The organism is Micromonospora foliorum (genome assembly GCF_022229015.1).
GTDB lineage: Bacteria > Actinomycetota > Actinomycetes > Mycobacteriales > Micromonosporaceae > Micromonospora > Micromonospora foliorum.
In genome coordinates this window covers 23,752-41,226 of the sequence record NZ_JAKKFF010000015.1, presented here as the reverse complement: position 1 = coordinate 41,226, position 17,475 = coordinate 23,752, and the positions used below count along the sequence as shown (strand labels likewise).

Genomic DNA, 17,475 nt, shown 5'->3' with positions numbered 1-17,475 from the left:
CTGCCGGCCGGCGCCGCCGCCGTGGCGGCGGTGGTGCTCGCCGGGGTCGGGCTGGGTGTGGACCGCTTCGACGCCGCCCACCCCGCGCCCACCCACCTGATGTACGCCATGGACGCCGACACCGGCCAGGCCCGCTGGCTCAGCCACGAGACCGACCCCCAGTCGTGGACGGACGGCTACGTGGACGGGGTGACCGACGTCGGCGACGACTTCCCCGGGCTCGGCGACGGTGAGCTACGGGCCGGCCCGGCGCAGTCGGCGAACCTGCCGGCGCCGAAGCTGGAGGTGGTGGCCGACGCCACCTCCGGTGGCGAACGGACGCTGCGGCTGCGGCTCACCTCGCAGCGGGCGGCCCGGCTCGCCACCCTGCACGTCGACACGTCGACCGCCACCGTGTTGCGCGCCGAGGTGGCGGGGCGGTCGGTGCCGGTGGAGCCCCGCGCGGGCAGGTGGGGCTTCGGGCTGGTGCTCCACGCCCCGCCGACGGAGGGTGTCGAGGTCACGTTGACGCTGCGGCCGATCGCCGGTCAGGTGGCGCTGCGGGTGATGGACGCCAGCGACGGGTTGGACGCGCTGCCCGGCTTCCGCCCCCGGCCGCCGGCCGTCGGCGTCGTCGGGTCGCACAGCTCGGAGATGCTGGCGGTCGCCCGCACCTATCCCATCTGACCGACCGAAACGGTGGTCCGGCGGAGCGTCCTTCCCGCCGGACCACCGTTTCGGTGCTTCCGGTCAGCCCACCGGTTCGGGTTGGCCGGCACCGACCCGGTGCCAGCGATTGCCGTCGTGATCGGTGAAGGTGAGGTCCACCAGAACGGTGTCGGCCGGGCGTAGCCGGTGCTCCGCCGCGACGGTGACGAAGAGGTCGTGCACGTCGTGGCCGGGTATCCGACGGACCTGTTTCGCCGCGGCCAGCCCGACCGGCGGGGCGTCCGGATCGTCGGGCGGGACGAGCCGAGCCAGCACCACCACGTCCAGCACCGGGGCGTCACTCTCGTTGGCCACGGCGACCCGCAGCACCGAGGTGCCGCGGATCTCGGCCACCGCCGAGACCAACCGGGCCTGGGTGGCCCGGATTCGCAGATCGTCGTTGCGACGGGCGCGAATTTCCCGCCGCAATCCGAGATAGACGAAGAGCACGCTGGCGATGGAGCCGACCGCGCCGAACCAGTCCGGCACGGTTCCCCAGTCGACGACGTCCTGGATTGGCGACCAGTTCATAAGTCCATCGTGGATGTACCTGTCGAGTGCCACGCACACCGGATCGGCCGGAATCAGCCGCGAATTGGGAATTCCGGCACCGATTCCGGTCGCGCGGGCGGCCTAAACGGAGAGTGTGCAACCCAGTACGGGGGTGGATACGCTTGCGGTCGACATGGTGCGGGTGGCAATCCCTCCGACTGTCCACCAGATGGACAGGATCTTTCGTCGCCGGCCCATTGCGAAATTCGCCACCGAAGGGGGACCGCATTGACTGCGGACGTTCCACCCGAGGATGCCGGCGTGCCTCGGCCTGCCTACGACCGGCCGAGTCGGGTCTCCGTCGATCCACCGCTCGGGCGACTCGACAGCCCCCTGCACGGGCGCGACGACCTGATCGACAAGATCGTGCAGCCGGCGGAAAGTGCCGAGGGCCGACCCTCGGTGCACATCCTCTGTGGCATGGGCGGCTCCGGCAAGAGCCACGTCGCGCTGGAGATCGCCCGCCGGGCCCGGGCTGACGGCCGGACGGTCTGGTGGGTGCAGGCGGGGCGGCTCAACTCCGGGATGCGGGAGGTGGTCAGCCAACTCGGCGCGTCGGAGACCCAGGTCGACCAGGCCTGGACCGGGATGATCAGCGCCACCGACCTGGTCTGGCGCTACCTCAACCAGGCCGCGCAGCCCTGGCTGTTGATCTTCGACAGCGCGGACGAGCCCGCCAGCCTCGGCCCCACCGACGGAGTGCTCGCCGACGGCACCGGCTGGCTACGCAGCCCGGAGGCCGACGACGGCATGGTCATCGTGACCAGCAGGGATGGCAACCGGGCTACCTGGGGCACCTGGTCGATGCTGCACCAGGTGCGCCCGCTCGACGCCGACGCCGGCGCGCAGGTGCTGATCGACCGGGCCGGCGCCCAGGCCGGCGGCCTCGCCGACGCCCGGGAACTCGCCCGGGAGCTGGGCGGGCTGCCCCTCGCTTTGCGCGCCGCCGGCAACTACCTGCGGTCGGTCAACGCCAGCCCGGTCTGGCGCGGCTCGTCCACCATCACCACCTTCGCCGACTACCGGACGGCGGTGCAGCGTCGGTTCCGCTCGCCGCGCGACGCCGCCGACGTCGACCTCGACGAGTCCCTCGGCCTGGAGATCGTCCGCGAGGTCGACGACATCTCACTGGACCTGCTGGCCCGCCGCCAGCTCCAACAGAGCCGACCACTGCTCAACGTGCTGGCCTGCCTGAGCACCTCCCCGGTGCCCTACGAGGTGGTGCTCAAGCCGGCCATCCTGGCCGAGTCGCCACTCTTCAAGGGGCTCACCAGCCGGCAGCGGGTGAAGGTGCTGGAGGGCATCGGCAACCTGGCCCTTGTCGACTTCGACGTCCAGGAGGAGGTCACCGACCCGGCGTTCGCGCACGTGCTCTCGCTGCACCCACTGGTGCACGCGATGTTCCGCGACCGCGACGAGGTCCGTGAGCAGATCGCCGACTACCACGGGCTGGTCATGAAGCTGCTGCTCGCCGCCACCGAGGGGCAGAGCCCGGACGACTCGGCGGCCTGGACCAACTGGGACGTGCTGGTGCCGCACCTGGTCGAGGCCGTACGGGAATACCTCGTGCCGCAGAAACACAAGCACGACCCCGAGACGGTACGCCGCGCGCTGGAGCTGACCCGACTCACCGCCCGCTACCTCATCGCGGTCGGCCTACCGGGCTCGGCCTTCGACATCCTCGACCCGATCGTGCGCGGTTGTGCCGCGTACGACCACGACCTGGACCGACCGCAGGTGTTGGCGCTGCGCCACGAGCTGGGCCGCACCTGGTTGGAGCGCAACCAGCCGGAGATGGCCGACCGGGTGCTCCGCGAGGTGATCGCGGACCGCACCCGGGTGCTCGGCAGCGACGACGCCGACACCCTCGCCAGCCGGCACAAGCTCACCAAGGCGATCATGGCGCAGCGCCAGTGGCCGGAGGCCGAGTTGGAACTGCGGCAGATCGTCGCCGCCGAGGACCAGGTACGCGGCCCGGAACACTGGGACACCATGATCGTGCGGCACAGCCTGGCGCTGGCGGTGCTCGCCCAGCAACGGGCGCCCGAGGCCGAGGAGATGCTGCACGCCATCCTGGAGGTCCGCTACCGGTTGTGGCCGCTCAACCAACCGGAGACCTGGCAGGCGCGGCACACGCTGGCCCGCTGCATGCAGGCGCAGGGCCGGCACGCCGAGGCGGAGGCCGAGCTGCGGGCCACCCTGGCCACCGTGGAACCCCGGCACGCCGACCGCAGCGAGGTGCTCGCCATCCGGTTCACCCTGGGCCTGGTCCTACTGCTGGAGGAGCAGGTCGACGCGGCGATCGAGGTGTACGAGCAGTTGCTGGCCGACCGTCGGCGGCTCCTCGGCGACACCCACCTGGACACCCTCCAGGTGGAGCACGCGTTGCGCCGGCTGCGCGACGGCGACTGAACGCTCAGTGCGGCGCAGCCGGTGCGGCTGCTCAGTGCGGCGCAGCCGGTGCGGCTGCTCAGTGCGGCGCGACCGGGCCCAGGTCACTCGGGTCGGTGTTGCCGCCACAGATGATCACGGCCACCCGCTCCCCCGGCTGCGGCACGTACGCGCCGCCGACCAGCGCGGCCAGCGCGGCGGCACCACCCAACTCGGCCGCGACCCGCAGCTCCGACCAGAGCAAGCGGCGCGCCCGCACCAGGTCCTCGTCGCGGACCAGCACGGACATCACCTCGGTCCGGCGGGCGGTGTCGAAGGCGATCTCGCCGATCCGCCGGGCACCCAGCGAATCGGTGGCGATGCCACCCACCTCGATGTCGACCGGCCGACCCGCCTTGAGGGCCGAGTGCAGGGTGGGGATCTGCTCGGGCTCGACCGCGACGACGCGTACCGACCCACCGAACCAACTGGCGATACCGGACACCAGCCCGCCGCCACCGACCGCCACCAGCACGGTGTCGATCCCGTCCACCTGCCGTTCCAACTCCCGGCCAACGGTGCCCTGACCAGCCACCACCTCCGGTTGGTCGTACGCGTGCACGACCAGCGCGCCGGTCTCACCGGCCCGCTGGGTGCTCGCCGCCAACGCCTCGGCGTAGTGCTGGCCCACCTGGCGCACCTGAGCGCCCAACCCGGCCAGCCGCTGCACCTTCACCGGCGAGGCGGTGACCGGCACGAAGACCTCCGCCGGCACGCCCAGCGACCGGGCCGCGTACGCGACGGCGAGGCCGTGGTTGCCACCCGACGCGGCGATCACCCCGGCCGAGGGCAACGCCCCCTGGAGCATCCGGTTGAACGCGCCACGCGGCTTGAACGAGCCGGTGTGCTGGTGCAGCTCCAGCTTGAGGCTGAGCTGCCCGGGCACACCCAGATCGGCGCCGTCGACGGCGATGACCGGGGTTTCCCGGACCCGCCCCTCGACAAGGGCCGCGGCCGCCTCGACGTCGCTTCTGTCCACCATGGGGAAACGCCCTTCACTACGACCAGAGGGCCAGTCGACCATCGTCGGTGAGCCCGACGAAACATCCTATGGAGATACGTCGGCCATCCGACGCGGGACGCACCGTGTGGTACTGCCGCGGATCAAACAGAAAACCCTCCCCGAGCGTGGGGCGCAGCGTCAACGACTGCGAGTGGGCGGCCACCGCCTCCTGGAAGCCGTACCCGCCGGGAACCCGCAGCGGCTCGTCGTCCGGCTGCCAGCGCCGCCGCCACAGCACGGTCTCACCACCGGCCGGTGGCACCCGGATGTAGATGTTGAACGCCAACTGCGCCACCACCTCGCTGTCGAGCAGCCGACCCGCGTACTCCCGGACCGCGTCGTCGAAGTGCACCTGGAGCCCCGCGTTGATCTCACGGACGATGCCGACGTGCATCTCCCGGCCGTGCCGTCGCCCGGGCGCGACGTCCGGCCAGGCGCCTCGGAACGCGGCCAGGCAGAGGTCCCGGGGCGAGTCCGCCAGCCCCAGCGTCGACCAACTCTTCTCGGCCGCGCGGGCCGCGTCCCAGTAGTCCTCGCGGAGTGCACCGCCGGACCGGTGGTCGTTGATGGCCGGGCCGAACTTGGCGACGACGGGAAAGACCCGGCTCTCGTCGTAGCGGTCCATCGGCGCGTCGGCGAGGGCGGCCGTGATCGCCTGACACCGGGCCGCGGAGAGCAACCCCGGCACCCGGACGGCGGCCAACCGACCCGCGATGAGCCCGGCGACATCCGCACGGGTGATCGACTGTGATTCGACGGCGACGAACAAGGGATCGGTCCTGCTCGAATGCTGCACGGCGGTCCTCCCGTAACGAAGATCCCTCACCGGACTTGTCGCGCCCCCCCGACCCGCGCACCGTGCAATGTACAAACCGCAGGCAAGGCGAGGTATCCACAGTTCCGGGCGAGATGGCACGGCCACCGCTACCATCGGCGCAACCGGGGTACGCGACACCGAACCGTACGGCGGAAGCTTTCCACCGATCGGGGAATGGTGACGATTCTCGGCGTGACGCATGATGCGACTAGTTCGAACGCTGACAAGGAGTTCGAGATGGCAGGCGCCGGCCCGACGGATCTTGACTTGCACGCCGACCGCCTGGAAATGGCGCGTCGAATAGCCCGGGAAATGATCGAGTCCGACCATCAGGCTCTGGAGCTCGCCGTCCGGCAGCGCCCCCAGTGCTGGTCCCGACGCCCAGCCCGCGCCGACGCCCTCGCGGGCTGACGCTTCCCCGCGCAACAGCGGATACTCCGGCGATGACCCTTGCGCCGCCCCGCACCGACAAGGTCGACCCACGCCTCCTTGATCACTTGATGACGAGTAGTTGAAAACAGGCCCTGGAAGCTACTCACCATCAACTGATCACGGCGCCGCCGCTATTTCGGCGCGGTCCACCTAGATCCATCAGTCACCAGGGTCGTGCCGTCGCTGGGTTTGGCTACCGGTAGGTGGCGACGGCCTGCGCGATGCGGTCGAGGAACGGGCGTCCGAAGGCCGACGCGCCGTCGACGGTGATCACCGCGAGATAGCCGAAGAGGCGCCAGAGCTCCCGCCGATGCCGGAACCCCGGGTCGATCGGCGTGACCTCGGCGTAGGCGTCGAAGACCACCCTGGGGACCGGCGCGAAGTAGTCGATCAGGGCAAGGTCGATCTCGGGGTGCCCGAAGTACGGGGCCGCGTCGAGCAGGATCGCCTGGGTGGCGGTGGTCAGGAAGTTGTTCTGCTGAGCGTCGCCGTGCAGCAGCGTAGGCCGGGTTTCCGGCCCGCCGAGGGCGGGCAGTCGGGTGACGAGCCGTTCGACGCCGGCGGCCAGTTCCAGGGGAAGGTGACCGCTGTCGACCGCCGACTTCAGCCGTGGCAGCAGGCGACGCTCAGCGTAGAAGTCGACCCACCGGTTCGACGCCACCGGGCGGTTGTCCTGACGCAGCGGGCCGAAGAAGCCGTCGAACTGCTCGAGACCGAACCGCTCCTCGTGGACCTGGTGCAGGCTGGCCAGGGCATGTCCGATGGACCGCCACTGGTTCACCGAGCGCGCCTCGGCGGGGATCTCGGGGACCGCCTCCAACAGCAGCAGGGAACCAGCGCTCGAGTCGATCACCCCTGCCGCGACGGGCGCGGGCGTCACGACGGCGGCTCGCTGGCGGAGCAGGTTGAGGCCGTGCAGTTCGGCTCCGAACTGCACGTGTCCCTCAGCCGAGGCGTCAAGCTTCGCGAAGACCGAGAACGCGTCGCCGTGCAGGAGCCCGCACTGATGGGACGCGCGGTCGTTCAGGTCGGTGAAACCGGACGCCACCCACGCTCGGCCGAGATGAACCGACGCCGTCCGCTCGATCTCACGAACAACTGGTGCCTGCGCGAGCGGGTGAGTCGTCAGCACCACCGAGATCCTAGGGCGGTCGCCCCTCAGACGTTCACAGCCCAAGCGCGACGGGTTGGGTTGGTACTCCGTCGGCGATCAATGCGGCCAACGGCGTCGCGAGATCCCGTGGCGAGAACAGTTCCGGACCGCGGTGTTCACTGATCTCCGACAGCGACCACCAACGCCAGCCGATGACGTGCTCGGCGGCGAGTTCCTCATCGCTCATCGCACCGCGCGGCGTGAACGACGCGGTCCGAACGAGAAAGTAGTCGTTCAGGACGCCATCGTGGCCGGGTGCGAACCCGGCGGCGACTATCTCCTGGCGCCAGACCTGAGGCGGGTCGGCATCGAGAGCAAGACCGACCTCTTCGCGCAGCTCTCGCCGCAGGGCGGCCAGTGGTGTCTCGCCGTCTTCGACGCCACCCCCGGGAGTGATCCAGACGGCGATCGTGCCAGCCGGATCGGGAATGGCGAGTCGGAGCAGCAGAACCCGGTCGTCCTCATCGACGACGACCGCACGCGCCGAACGCCGCAGGTTGACCGTCGACATCAGGACACCCTACGGGTCAGACCGTGCGGGCCGACGGGACCGTGGTGCACCTCCGCACGCTAACCGCTCCCGCCGATCAATGCGGTCCTCCGCTGTAGGTAACGTGCGGAAATGACAAGGAGCGAGCGAATCGCGGACCAACTGGAGCGGCACTGGCACAAGAACCTGCGGCCGCGGCTGCACGGCCTTGTCGACGAGGAGTACTTCTGGGAGCCGGTGCGCGGCTGCTGGAGCATCCGCCCACGTGGCACGTCGGCCGCACCGATGTCGGCAGGTTCGGGGAAATGGACGATGGACTCCGCGTCCCCTGACCCGATGCCGGCGCCGGTGACCACGATCGCCTGGCGGCTGGCGCACATCATCGTCTCCTGCCTGGGCTATCGGGTCGGATGGCACTTCGGCGGCCAGGACGTCGACTCCCAGACGTTCGCCTACGCGGGGACCGCTGACGAGGCGCTGAACCAGCTCGATGAGATGTACGGGAGATGGAACGCGGGGGTCCGCGAGCTCTCGGACGCCGACCTGGAGAATCCGCCCACGGCGGGTCCCGAGCGGTTTCCCATGGAGGGCATCGTCCTGCACGTCAACAGGGAGCTGATCCATCACGGCGCCGAGATCTCCCTGCTGCGCGACCTCTACCGCTGGCAGTACGCAGGTCAATCGCGTGCGGGAACAGTTTAGGCACAGTCCGGCTCGTCACCGGGCCACCGGCGGTCGGGCGCTAGCCCTGGGACACTTCGGGCACCGGTTCCGGGAGCGGGCCATTCTGGACCTCACCGAGGCACCGGCTGGCGAAGGCGATCCAACCGCGCGTCGGGGGTGGTTGCGTCCTAGCCGGCTCTTCGATGGTAGTGCTCCTGCGCTGCCTTGGCGCACTTGTCTGCTGCCGGACGACCCAAAGCATGCGCGCCGGTATCTGAGTCAGGTGCAGATAGATCCCGCGTACCGGCAAGTGGGTGAGGGCGGTCAGGGCAACTGCAACTGCAACCTGGAGTACATCTACATCGGCCCCAGCCACACGGACCCAGCACGGGTCTTTTCAGGCCCTGCGCTCACCCTTCAACCCGCGGATGGATCCATCGCAGTCTGGGACCGACTCCTTGAGGGTGAGGGAGCCAGCAAGGCGAGCGGTAACTGCCGGGTGGTGGTGTACCGGTACCAGCGTGACCGCGAACCGTTTGACAACTGGAAGCTGTCCACCGACGAGCGAGCTCTCGTGGCATCCGGCCGTCTAGCGGTTCTCTCTCTGTACGCATCGTGCGAACGAGACGCCGGAGACCGACGGTAGGGCTTCCGCAGGTCAGGGGCAGCGCGGGAGGTCGGGAAGCCGGGGCTCTTATTTCCAGCGGTATTGATCTCGGTGGCTGGCAGAGGCGATCAAAGCGGGCTTCACGCCTTCCGACCTGGGACGCAGACAGTCAACGTTGGTCAACCTCTGTCGCTACCGGTTCACCTTCGACGGCCTGGCAACGGCATGATCTTGGTGCCGGAGTCTGTGCCACCTGGCGGCCTGGTCCCCGGGCGCTGCTGCCGGCCAAGCAGCCAGCGTGGCTTCACTCCCCCGTGTCTGTCGATGTGCTCGAAAATAGGTAAGCTCCCTCCGTGCCCAAGAGTGATCGAACAGTTACGGAGATCCTGGCGGCAGCCCGCCAGACAATGGAGTTCGCCCGCCTGGGCCAAGAAGACTTTCTTGCTGGTGGTCAGAGGCGACTTGCTGGACTGCATACTGCAATCACCAATGCCCGGTCGGTAACATTTGTACTGCAGGGCCTTTTGAACAAGTTGCCTGATGCCGCGAGCTGGTACGCGGAGAGCCAAGCGACCCTCAAAGATGACCCGATCTGCAAGTGGTTCGTTGAGCTTCGCAACAAGATAGAGAAGCAAGGAAGCTTAGGTCAACCTTCCCGTACAGTTGATTTTCTCCATGTAGGTCCAGCCTTCTACGCTGCTCAGCCGCCAGGGACTGTAAGCACTTTCATCGGCGACGAACTCGGCCGATCCGGTCACGTAGTGCGCTTGGCGGACGGGTCGGAAACCAGAATTTATGTTCAGCTACCGCCAGAGATGGCACAGGTCAGCATTTATCTTGATGGAGCACCGAATGATCTGCCGATTGAAGATTTGCTCGGTTACTACCTGACGCGCATTGAAGGGGTATTGGTGGACGCAGAGCGCCGCTTTGGCGCTTAGTCGGGACATCACTACGACACACCCGACTTTTGCTCCCGCTCGCGCCCCAGCCATCCCGTCGGCCTTCGTCCGCACATTGTGGAGTGGGTGGTGCCTGCCTGGCCAAGGTGGAGCACCCCACCGTCTGAACGACCTTGGCCAGGCAGGCACCACCTGCTCGGCTCGCCCGGACGAAGGGTGTCGGGATGGCGTCAACCATCCCAGAGCGCCGGAGGACCCCGCCGGAGGCACGCCCTGGTCGCCGTCCTCAACATCGAAGCCCCGGACTGCCACTCACCATGGCGGCCCGGGGCTTCTTCGTATGTCGCGCCGCCGGCGGGGCTGCAACCGTTCGGGGTGCGCCCGTGCGCTTGCGCTAAGGGCGCGGGGTCCCCGATCGGCGACCCCGTTGGGTCGGCCCCTGGTCGGCGGCGCGAGCGGCCTGCGAAGCGGGCCGCCTTGATCCCGTACAGAAAGTTCTCACACAGGTGCTACTCGCCTCAGAGCGCTCAACTGACCACCGGCTACCCCGCCGGACAGATCCGTAATAGAATACGGGTGGCCGAACAAGAGTACGGCTAGAGTTGCGTACGCAAGCCGTAACTCTCGGTTGAGCAGGAAAGGTGGCTGCATGTTCGCATTGGTAGTGCGCTTCAATCTGAAAGACGAAGAGAGCGCGAAGGCGTTTGACGCGCTTGTCGCAGAGACAGGGACTGAAATCCGTGCCCGCGAACCAGGAACGCTGATTTACGCGACGCACTCCGTCGAGGGGGAACCTCTTGCCCGAGTCTTCTACGAGTGCTACGCAGACCGAGAAGCATTCGAGGCGCACGAAGTGCAACCTCACGTGATCCGCTTCCACAAGGAGCGCGAACCGTACACGCAGGACGCGCGGGTTGAGTTTCTAACGGTCGGACCTAGCAAGGGTCTCGGTTCACTGAATGCCTGACAGCAACGAGCAAGGTCGACTTATAGCTACCCGGCGGCAAAAGCGTGGACTCTCTCAGCGTGAGTTTGCCGAGATTATCGGCCGGTCTGAGGCTTGGCTTTCCCAGGTCGAGCGCGGGGTGCGTTCGATTGACCGGGTTTCCATCTTGGAGCGGATTGCGGGTGCCCTCGGGATCCCGATGGCTGAACTGGCCCCGGGCACTGCGGATCCGGAGAGCGCTGAGGTTCCCTCGGCGGCTGCCGCCCTACGCTCGGTGCTAAGTACCAGCTACCTCATGGCCGCGATCCTAGGCAAGGACCGAGAGCTTCCCTTGCCGCAGACAGCCGAGCGAGCCGATCTGTGCTGGACATACGCGCATGCCGCCCGTTACGAGGACCTGGCCGAGTTGCTGCGGGGCCTACTGCCGGATCTGGAGAGAGCAACACGATCCGCCAAAGGCGAGGTGCGGAAGACGTACCTCACCGAGCTAGCGTCGGTATATCACGCCCTTTCAGCTGCACTGTCGAAGCTTGGTCAGCATGAGGCGGCCTGGGTCGCAATCGATCGGGCGTTGCTCGTTGCGGAGCAGGTCGGAGACCCGCTGTTGGTCGCCGCTGGAACGTTCCGCCTTGCGCTGGTGTTTCAGGGCGGGCGGCAATTTGAGCAGGTCATAAGCGCTGCATCGTCGTCTGCGGCAGCGCTTGAGTCCGAGGTATCGGCGGACAAGCCGGCGGCTGTGTCGCTGTTCGGCGCGCTGAATCTGCAACTGGCTGTGGCCTCTGCGCGAATGGGAGATGACCAGAGGGCTCACGAGTATCTTGGAGTAGCGCGAGAGGCAGCTCAGCTCCTGGGGGTCGACCGCAACGATTACGAGACCGAGTTTGGCCCCACGAATGTCCAGCTACACGAGGTCGCGGTGGCAGTCGAACTCGGCGACGCCGGTTCTGCGCTCCGGACGGCGGAGCGGATCGACTCGTCCGGCCTGTCGTCGGAGCGGCAGGCTCGGCTCCTCATGTACGTGGCACGCGCCTGGACTCAGCGTCGCAGGGTCTCTGAGGCGGTCGATGCACTTGAGCAAGCCGAGGCACTGACCCCGGAGCAGGTTAAGGGACACCCGGTGGTCGAAACGATGGTTTCCGACCTTGTACGGATGGAACCCACCCCCTCCGACCGACTGGCAGCCTTGGCTCGCCGCGTAGGAGTGGCCTAGCTACCGTCACACGTTCCGAGCTGGACCGAAGGGCGTCCCACAGCGGGGCGCCCTTCTTCGTACCAAGATTCTAATCGATGACCCATACTGAAATACTAGACACGTACTTTTGTACGGGCTACGCTGATCCCATCGAACACGGGCGATCGCTCAAGGTGAGCGAGCCCTAGTTGAAGGGAGTCAGTCATGGGACGTCTGCTGCTGGACACCTCGCGGGTGTCGTACGAGGTCGCGGTGAACCCGGTTCCGAAGCTGGACCAGACGGGTCAGCAGAAGTTCGACCGGGAGACGAAGCAGCCGATGTGGGCGGTGCAGCTCTACGCCTTGTCGGAGGGAAGCGCGGAGGTCATCAACGTGACGGTGGTCAGCCCGGTGATGCCGGCGGTGGCTGTTCGTCAGCCGGTGGTGCCGATGGACCTGGAGGCGCTGCCCTGGGTCAACGACCGGGACGGGAAGGTCCGCTCGGGTGTCGCGTTTCGGGCGTCGGCGCTGACCGCGATGGAGACCGCAGCCGTCTAGCGGCCGGTGTTCCTGTTCGGCTCCACAAGAGGTGAAGAGGTGGACACGGGGTCGCCGTTGATTGGCGTCGTCTGCGACCCCGCGTCCTGTCCAACAAGGTCCCTAGGTAGGGAGGACTTGTCGTGTCCAAGTCTAGCCAGAGGTCCCCGTTCGGCTGGTCGAACCGTGGGGGCAACAACGTCACTGTCATCGAAGCGCCGGTTGCCCGCTCGTACCGTCGTCGGGCCACCATCGCGTTCTGGGTCACCCTCGGTGTGGTCGGCCTCCTGGCCGCCACGGTGGCCTCTGAGTACATGCACCCGATCCTGGGTGGGCTGCTCGGCGTCGTCCTCGGCGCTGTCCTCGGCGCGGTGCTGTTCGCGCTGATCGTGGCGTGGCCGGTCCTGCGCGTCTTCTGGCACTGGCTGCCAGAGATCCTGCTCGGCCTGGCCTGCGTCTATGGCTGGACCACGCTGATGCAGTCGACCCCGCTGTGGGGCTCGCTGCTCATCGTCGCCCTGGTCGTCGGCGTCCCCGCCGCGATCGCACCTGTGCGCCGTCGGGTCATGGCCTGGGCCTGGTGCCTGATCGTGCGGCACCGGCTGCGGTTGTGCTTCGCGGCGTTCATCGCCACCAACCGGCACGGCTCACTCCCGCTGATCCTGCTCGCCAAGCCGACCCCGGCCGGTGAACGGGTCTGGGTGTGGCTGCGCCCGGGGCTGTCTCTGCGGGATCTGGAGCAGGACGGGCAGGTGCAGAAGCTCGCTGTGGCGTGCTGGGCCAACGAGGTCCGCGTCATGCGAGCGGGCCGTAAGTACGCCGCGTTCATCCGGCTGGACATCACCCGTCGCGAACCCTTGGCGCACACCGTTGTGTCGCCGCTGCCGGACTACGTCCCCACGGACATCCCGGCCAACGCTCCCACTTCACCGGGCATGCCGCCTGTCGGCCTGGACCTGCCCGACGTGCCCGATCAGCCGGCCACCGCATCGGCTGATGCGCCCCGCCAGCGCAAGCCGCGCAACCCCACCACCACTGCGAGCCCGAACGGGTTCGATCCCTCCGACTACGCGTGAAAGGACCGACCGTCATGGGTCTGGTTATCGGCCGCTCCGGCGGCGTCACCTCCGGAAACTCCCGCCTCTGGTGCCCTGCCTGCGGCAACGAGCAGAACTGGCGCGACATCACCGACGACGGCCGCCGACTCACCGCGACCTGCGGAGACTGCGGCAACACCGTCTGCATCACTCACCGACGCTGACCAACCTGCCGATCGGGCCACCCGCACCCGGGTGACGCCATAAGCCCCCGAACGGACGACATCTAGGGACGGCGCGGGGAACGGCCCCTCACGGGCCACACCACCCGCGCCCTTCCCTCCCCCACCCGCTTTGACACGTAGGTGTCAACCGACCCCGGGAGCCCTGCCATGGACCTCACGGACACCATCGAACTGCCCCCGCAGCCAGACGCGCCGCAGACGGTGCCGGTCGGCGCGGGCCTGTCCATCTTCGACCCGGTCTTTCTCGGCATCGACGAGTTCGGCCACCCGGCCTACCTGCCGATGATCTACCGCAACATCCTCATCGGTGGCGAGCCCGGCGCGGGCAAGTCCAGCCTGTTGAACACCATCGTCGGGCACGCGGCCCTGTGCCCGGACGTCAGGCTGTGCCTGCTCGACGGCAAGCAGGTCGAACTCGGGTTGTGGAAGGACGCCGCCGACGTGTTCGTCGGCCCCGACATCGAACACGCCATCCGCACCCTGCGCCGCGTCCAGGTGGTGATGGACAACCGGTATGCGTTCCTGCTGTCGCACCGTCGCCGGAAGATCGGCCCGAACGACCTGTTCGGTCAGATCCTCGTGGCCTGCGACGAGATCGCCTACTTCTCCGCCACCGCCGGGGACAAGAAGGACCAGGACCTGTTCGCCGCGCTGCTGCGCGACATCGTCGCCCGGGGCCGCGCTGTCGGCATCATCGTCGCCGCCGCGACTCAGCGCCCGTCGTCGGACATCATCCCGCCGTCGCTGCGGGACCTGTTCGCGTGGCGGTTCGCTGGCCGGTGCACCAACGACGTTTCCTCGGACATCGTGCTCGGGCACGGCTGGTACGCCCGCGGCTTCTCCTCCAACAGCATCGACCCGAACAACCAGGGCGAGGGCTACCTCATCGCCGAAGGCGGCATCCCCAACCGCGTGAAGGCCGCCTACATGACCGACGCCGACATCATCCGCGTCGCCGACTACGCCACCTGGACCCGCCGCCGCAGCGGCCTCGCCGCCCCCGCCGACCTGCCAGCAGCGGCATGAGCACCACGACCGCTACCCCAACCCGCGTCCTGGACCTCGTGCTCGTCGGGACCGGCGAGGACATCGCCGCCCTGACCGCCATCGCCCAACACGCGGGCGCCCTGGTCTTCCGCTCCGCACCCGCTCTTGTCAGCGACGGCAGGCAACGGGTGACTCTCCGGCTCCACCTGCACCACCGATAGAAGCGGCCGACAGACCGGCCAAGGCCCTGGAAAAGCTGCCCGGTCTGCCGACCCAACCACCGCCCACGAAAGGACGTGGCCGCCATGAACCCTACCCAAAAGCAGCCCACCATCCCTGGCGCGCTGGCCGACCTGACCCCGGCCGACACCCTGCGCTGCGCCGCCCGCTACCTCGAACTCCGAGGCTGGACCCAGGGCGACCCCTACGAGCTGGCCGAGAACACGGCGTTCCCGCCGGCCTGCACCCTCGGTGCCATCGCCATGGCCGTCCACGGCCGTTCCGCCGCGATCGAGGACCGGTACTTCGGTGACAGTGCCGCCGTCAACCTCTGGGACACCACCGCCACCTGCCTGGCCGACTTCCTCCGCCAGGGCGGGCACTCGACCGAGCCCCACTTCGACAGCCCGGTGTCGGACTCCTACACCGTGATCGTCGCGGACTGGAACGACGACGCCTCCCAAACCCTGCTCGATGTCCTGGACATCCTGCGCGCCTGCGCCGATGACTACGACTGGACCCACGCCACCGAGGACCAGCTCGAAACCTACGCCGAACACGAGTACAGCCAGGAGCGGCTGCCGACCCGCGCCGGGTTCCTCATCTGGCGGGCCGCCCGATGAGCACCGTCTCCGCTCTGCCGACCGGCAACGTTCACGCCGTCCTCGACCGCGCCGCCCTCTACCTGGGCCGCTACGGCTGGACCCCCACCGGCCTCTACGACGCCCACGACGCCTGCCCCGCTAAGTGCGCCTGTCACCGCACCGGCACCTACCCGGCGTCGATCCTCGGCGCGATCCGGGCCGCCGTGTTCGGCCGCCCCCGCTGGTACCTGACCGGCATCACCGACGCCGACCAGCGCACCTACAGCGCCGCCGTCGAGTGGCTCAACACCTACCTCATCGCCGTCGGTCACGCCGGCCTTCACGCCCCGGTCTTCGACTGGGAAACCCTGCCCGGCCGCAAACCGGCCGACGTCATCGAGGCGCTGTGCGCCGCCGCTATCGCCTACCGCCGACACACCATCCGGAGGGCCGCATGAGCACCGCCGCCCACACCCCCGACCTGACACGTACGTGTCAAGACTCCGTCTCCACCGCCGCACTCGTCGGCGCGCTGGAAGCCGCCTGGTCGGCCATCCGCGCCCAGCACTCCGAAGTTCCGGCCGCTGTTCTCGTGGTCGGCTCCGGCTCTCCCACCAAAGCGAACCAGGGCATGAAGTGGGGCCACTTCGCCGCCCTGCGCTGGCAAGCCGGCGACACCCAGCTCCCCGAAATCCTCATCTCCGGTGAAGGACTCTCCCGCGAACCGGAAGCCGTGTTCACCACGCTCCTGCACGAAGCAACCCACGCCCTCGCCGACGTACGAGGCATCCAAGACACCTCCCGACAGGGCCGCTGGCACAACAAGAAGTTCGCCACCCTCGCCGCCGAACTCGGCCTGTCCACCACCAAGGACGACAAGCTCGGCTACTCGCCCTGCACCCTGACCGACCTCACCCGCGCCCGCTACAAGGCCACCATCGCCGGCCTGACTGAGGCGCTGCGGTTCTACCGCCACCCGGAACCGACCGGGGAAGGCAAGACCCGCACGAACAACAACAACGGCGTCTCGTGCGAGTGCGAGTGCCCCCGCAAGCTGCGCATCTCCAAGGCCGCCTTCGAGGAAGGCCCGATCGTCTGCGCCCTGTGCTCGGCGGCGTTCCTGCCCGAGGACATCGACCGCGACACCTACGAACACCCCACCTTCGCCACCGGCAGCGCTCCTGCCGGCGACGACCACGACCAGGACCAGGCCGACGACGACTCGGAGGACCCGATGGTGTTCTACGACCCGACCGGCGAGCGCTACGGCCTGCCGACCTACCCCTTCAAATTCGCCCCCGACGGGCTGCTGACCCGTCGACAACTGCGTACCCGCAACCTGCGCCCCGGCGGCCAAGACCCCGCCGCGCAAATCATGTGGCGTCGCGGAAAGCGCGTCGCCTACCTGTTCCGCCTCGACCTGGCGATGCCCAAGCGCACCGCCACCCCCGCCCAACTGGCGGCCATCGACAAGGCGCTCACCGCGCGGCGTACCTGCCCCGAATGCCAGCAGGTCAAGCCCTACTACATCCCCCGCCGTACCGGCTCCTGCCTCGACTGCACCCCGGAGGTAACCCGATGAACCCCGCACTCGTCTTCGCGGTCATCACCGCCGTCCTGATCCCGGCGCACCAACTCGCCGACCACATCGTGCAAACCGACGCCGACGCGTCCCACAAAGCCGAGCCCGGCTGGACCGGCTGGCGTCACCTCCTGATCCACGTGAGCACCTACCACCTCACGATCGCGGCCATGCTCGCCGTCACCGTCGCCCTGCTCGACCTGCCGGTGTCCGCCCTCGGACTCACCGCCGGCCTGGCCTTCTCGGCCATCACCCACGCGCTCCTGGACCGCCGCTGGACGGTCCGCCTGATCCTGCACGCCACCGGCTCCGCCGCCTTCGCTGACCGACAGACCCCGGTCTGCGGCATGTACCTCGCCGACCAATCCCTTCACTACGCCTGCCTCTGGGTCTCCGCCCTCCTCATTGCCTGCCTCTGACCGGAAGGACAC

General features: G+C 68.3%; 20 protein-coding genes and 1 pseudogene. 16 read left to right on the top strand and 5 right to left on the bottom strand.

Annotated elements, in window-relative coordinates:
* Nucleotides 1-666, top strand: a pseudogene (locus PSH25_RS01590) (peptidase); the annotation flags it as partial.
* 63 nt (nt 667-729) lie between these two features.
* Here PSH25_RS01590 and PSH25_RS01585 read toward each other — a convergent pair.
* Nucleotides 730-1,218 carry a hypothetical protein gene (locus PSH25_RS01585; RefSeq protein ID WP_238657238.1) on the bottom strand — a complete coding sequence of 163 codons (489 nt, stop codon included), beginning with the start codon at nt 1,216-1,218 and terminating at the stop codon, nt 730-732.
* Nucleotides 1,219-1,500: 282 nt separating this feature from the next.
* Between PSH25_RS01585 and PSH25_RS33850 the strand changes: the two genes are divergently transcribed.
* The gene (locus PSH25_RS33850) at nt 1,501-3,651 is read left to right on the top strand and encodes a tetratricopeptide repeat protein (protein ID WP_238657237.1); all 2,151 of its coding nucleotides are present in this window, start codon (nt 1,501-1,503) and stop codon (nt 3,649-3,651) included.
* Nucleotides 3,652-3,709: 58 nt separating this feature from the next.
* On the opposite strand, the gene PSH25_RS01575 is transcribed toward PSH25_RS33850, so the two are convergent.
* On the bottom strand, nt 3,710-4,651 hold the full coding sequence (locus PSH25_RS01575; protein ID WP_238657236.1) for a threonine/serine dehydratase: 942 nt from the start codon (nt 4,649-4,651) through the stop codon (nt 3,710-3,712).
* Nucleotides 4,652-4,667: 16 nt separating this feature from the next.
* Nucleotides 4,668-5,441, bottom strand: a complete 774-nt coding sequence (locus tag PSH25_RS01570) for a 2OG-Fe(II)-dependent halogenase WelO5 family protein (protein ID WP_238657235.1) — start codon at nt 5,439-5,441, stop codon at nt 4,668-4,670.
* Nucleotides 5,442-5,663: 222 nt separating this feature from the next.
* Here PSH25_RS01570 and PSH25_RS01565 point away from each other — a divergent pair, with 222 nt between their 5' ends.
* Entirely contained in the window at nt 5,664-5,900 is a 237-nt protein-coding gene (locus PSH25_RS01565) for a hypothetical protein (protein WP_238657234.1), read from the top strand.
* 214 nt (nt 5,901-6,114) lie between these two features.
* Here the strand turns inward: PSH25_RS01565 and PSH25_RS01560 are convergent, their stop codons facing one another.
* Nucleotides 6,115-7,053 carry a fructosamine kinase family protein gene (locus tag PSH25_RS01560; protein WP_238657233.1) on the bottom strand — a complete coding sequence of 313 codons (939 nt, stop codon included), beginning with the start codon at nt 7,051-7,053 and terminating at the stop codon, nt 6,115-6,117.
* Nucleotides 7,054-7,087: 34 nt separating this feature from the next.
* The gene (locus tag PSH25_RS01555; RefSeq protein ID WP_238657232.1) at nt 7,088-7,585 is read right to left on the bottom strand and encodes an NUDIX hydrolase; all 498 of its coding nucleotides are present in this window, start codon (nt 7,583-7,585) and stop codon (nt 7,088-7,090) included.
* Between the two features lie 111 nt (nt 7,586-7,696).
* On the opposite strand from PSH25_RS01555, the gene PSH25_RS01550 reads away from it, so the two are divergent.
* The 13 genes from PSH25_RS01550 to PSH25_RS01490 all read left to right on the top strand — a co-directional run bounded on the left by PSH25_RS01550 (nt 7,697) and on the right by PSH25_RS01490 (nt 17,463).
* Nucleotides 7,697-8,266, top strand: a complete 570-nt coding sequence (locus PSH25_RS01550) for a DinB family protein (protein WP_238657231.1) — start codon at nt 7,697-7,699, stop codon at nt 8,264-8,266.
* Nucleotides 8,267-9,187: 921 nt separating this feature from the next.
* Entirely contained in the window at nt 9,188-9,775 is a 588-nt protein-coding gene (locus tag PSH25_RS01545; RefSeq protein ID WP_238657230.1) for an Ea47 family protein, read from the top strand.
* Between the two features lie 610 nt (nt 9,776-10,385).
* Nucleotides 10,386-10,703, top strand: a complete 318-nt coding sequence (locus PSH25_RS01540) for a putative quinol monooxygenase (protein ID WP_238657229.1) — start codon at nt 10,386-10,388, stop codon at nt 10,701-10,703.
* Complete coding sequence (locus tag PSH25_RS01535; protein WP_238657228.1) at nt 10,696-11,892, top strand: helix-turn-helix domain-containing protein; 1,197 nt, start codon at nt 10,696-10,698, stop codon at nt 11,890-11,892. The genes PSH25_RS01540 and PSH25_RS01535 overlap by 8 nt, the downstream gene beginning before the upstream one ends.
* Before the next feature lie 186 nt (nt 11,893-12,078).
* The gene (locus PSH25_RS01530) at nt 12,079-12,411 is read left to right on the top strand and encodes a hypothetical protein (protein WP_130406273.1); all 333 of its coding nucleotides are present in this window, start codon (nt 12,079-12,081) and stop codon (nt 12,409-12,411) included.
* A gap of 122 nt (nt 12,412-12,533) precedes the next feature.
* Nucleotides 12,534-13,466: a hypothetical protein gene (locus tag PSH25_RS01525; RefSeq protein ID WP_238657227.1), complete on the top strand. Its 933-nt coding sequence runs from the start codon at nt 12,534-12,536 to the stop codon at nt 13,464-13,466.
* A gap of 14 nt (nt 13,467-13,480) precedes the next feature.
* Nucleotides 13,481-13,651: a hypothetical protein gene (locus PSH25_RS01520; RefSeq protein ID WP_238657226.1), complete on the top strand. Its 171-nt coding sequence runs from the start codon at nt 13,481-13,483 to the stop codon at nt 13,649-13,651.
* A 168-nt stretch (nt 13,652-13,819) separates the two neighbouring features.
* Entirely contained in the window at nt 13,820-14,698 is an 879-nt protein-coding gene (locus PSH25_RS01515) for an FtsK/SpoIIIE domain-containing protein (RefSeq protein ID WP_238657225.1), read from the top strand.
* The gene (locus PSH25_RS01510) at nt 14,695-14,880 is read left to right on the top strand and encodes a hypothetical protein (RefSeq protein WP_238657224.1); all 186 of its coding nucleotides are present in this window, start codon (nt 14,695-14,697) and stop codon (nt 14,878-14,880) included. The genes PSH25_RS01515 and PSH25_RS01510 overlap by 4 nt, the downstream gene beginning before the upstream one ends.
* 84 nt (nt 14,881-14,964) lie before the next feature.
* Nucleotides 14,965-15,501: a DUF6197 family protein gene (locus PSH25_RS01505; protein WP_238657223.1), complete on the top strand. Its 537-nt coding sequence runs from the start codon at nt 14,965-14,967 to the stop codon at nt 15,499-15,501.
* A complete protein-coding gene (locus tag PSH25_RS01500; protein ID WP_238657222.1) occupies nt 15,498-15,920 on the top strand; it encodes a DUF6197 family protein in 423 nt (140 codons plus the stop codon). Before PSH25_RS01505 ends, PSH25_RS01500 begins: the two co-directional genes overlap by 4 nt.
* Nucleotides 15,921-16,696: 776 nt before the next feature.
* Entirely contained in the window at nt 16,697-17,044 is a 348-nt protein-coding gene (locus PSH25_RS01495; RefSeq protein WP_238657239.1) for an RRQRL motif-containing zinc-binding protein, read from the top strand.
* Nucleotides 17,041-17,463: a DUF3307 domain-containing protein gene (locus tag PSH25_RS01490; protein WP_238657221.1), complete on the top strand. Its 423-nt coding sequence runs from the start codon at nt 17,041-17,043 to the stop codon at nt 17,461-17,463. Before PSH25_RS01495 ends, PSH25_RS01490 begins: the two co-directional genes overlap by 4 nt.
* The last annotated feature ends 12 nt before the right edge of the window (nt 17,464-17,475 follow it).

Excerpts from the sequence above, each read along its gene's own strand:
- PSH25_RS01585 (WP_238657238.1), bottom strand. The coding sequence starts at position 1,218 with ATGAACTGGTCGCCAATCCAGGACGTCGTCGACTGGGGAACCGTGCCG.
- PSH25_RS01575 (WP_238657236.1), bottom strand. The coding sequence starts at position 4,651 with ATGGTGGACAGAAGCGACGTCGAGGCGGCCGCGGCCCTTGTCGAGGGG.
- PSH25_RS01565 (WP_238657234.1), top strand. The coding sequence starts at position 5,664 with ATGGTGACGATTCTCGGCGTGACGCATGATGCGACTAGTTCGAACGCT.
- PSH25_RS01555 (WP_238657232.1), bottom strand. The coding sequence starts at position 7,585 with ATGTCGACGGTCAACCTGCGGCGTTCGGCGCGTGCGGTCGTCGTCGAT.
- PSH25_RS01550 (WP_238657231.1), top strand. The coding sequence starts at position 7,697 with ATGACAAGGAGCGAGCGAATCGCGGACCAACTGGAGCGGCACTGGCAC.
- PSH25_RS01540 (WP_238657229.1), top strand. The coding sequence starts at position 10,386 with ATGTTCGCATTGGTAGTGCGCTTCAATCTGAAAGACGAAGAGAGCGCG.
- PSH25_RS01535 (WP_238657228.1), top strand. The coding sequence starts at position 10,696 with ATGCCTGACAGCAACGAGCAAGGTCGACTTATAGCTACCCGGCGGCAA.
- PSH25_RS01530 (WP_130406273.1), top strand. The coding sequence starts at position 12,079 with ATGGGACGTCTGCTGCTGGACACCTCGCGGGTGTCGTACGAGGTCGCG.
- PSH25_RS01520 (WP_238657226.1), top strand. The coding sequence starts at position 13,481 with ATGGGTCTGGTTATCGGCCGCTCCGGCGGCGTCACCTCCGGAAACTCC.
- PSH25_RS01515 (WP_238657225.1), top strand. The coding sequence starts at position 13,820 with ATGGACCTCACGGACACCATCGAACTGCCCCCGCAGCCAGACGCGCCG.
- PSH25_RS01510 (WP_238657224.1), top strand. The coding sequence starts at position 14,695 with ATGAGCACCACGACCGCTACCCCAACCCGCGTCCTGGACCTCGTGCTC.
- PSH25_RS01505 (WP_238657223.1), top strand. The coding sequence starts at position 14,965 with ATGAACCCTACCCAAAAGCAGCCCACCATCCCTGGCGCGCTGGCCGAC.
- PSH25_RS01500 (WP_238657222.1), top strand. The coding sequence starts at position 15,498 with ATGAGCACCGTCTCCGCTCTGCCGACCGGCAACGTTCACGCCGTCCTC.
- PSH25_RS01495 (WP_238657239.1), top strand. The coding sequence starts at position 16,697 with ATGGTGTTCTACGACCCGACCGGCGAGCGCTACGGCCTGCCGACCTAC.
- PSH25_RS01490 (WP_238657221.1), top strand. The coding sequence starts at position 17,041 with ATGAACCCCGCACTCGTCTTCGCGGTCATCACCGCCGTCCTGATCCCG.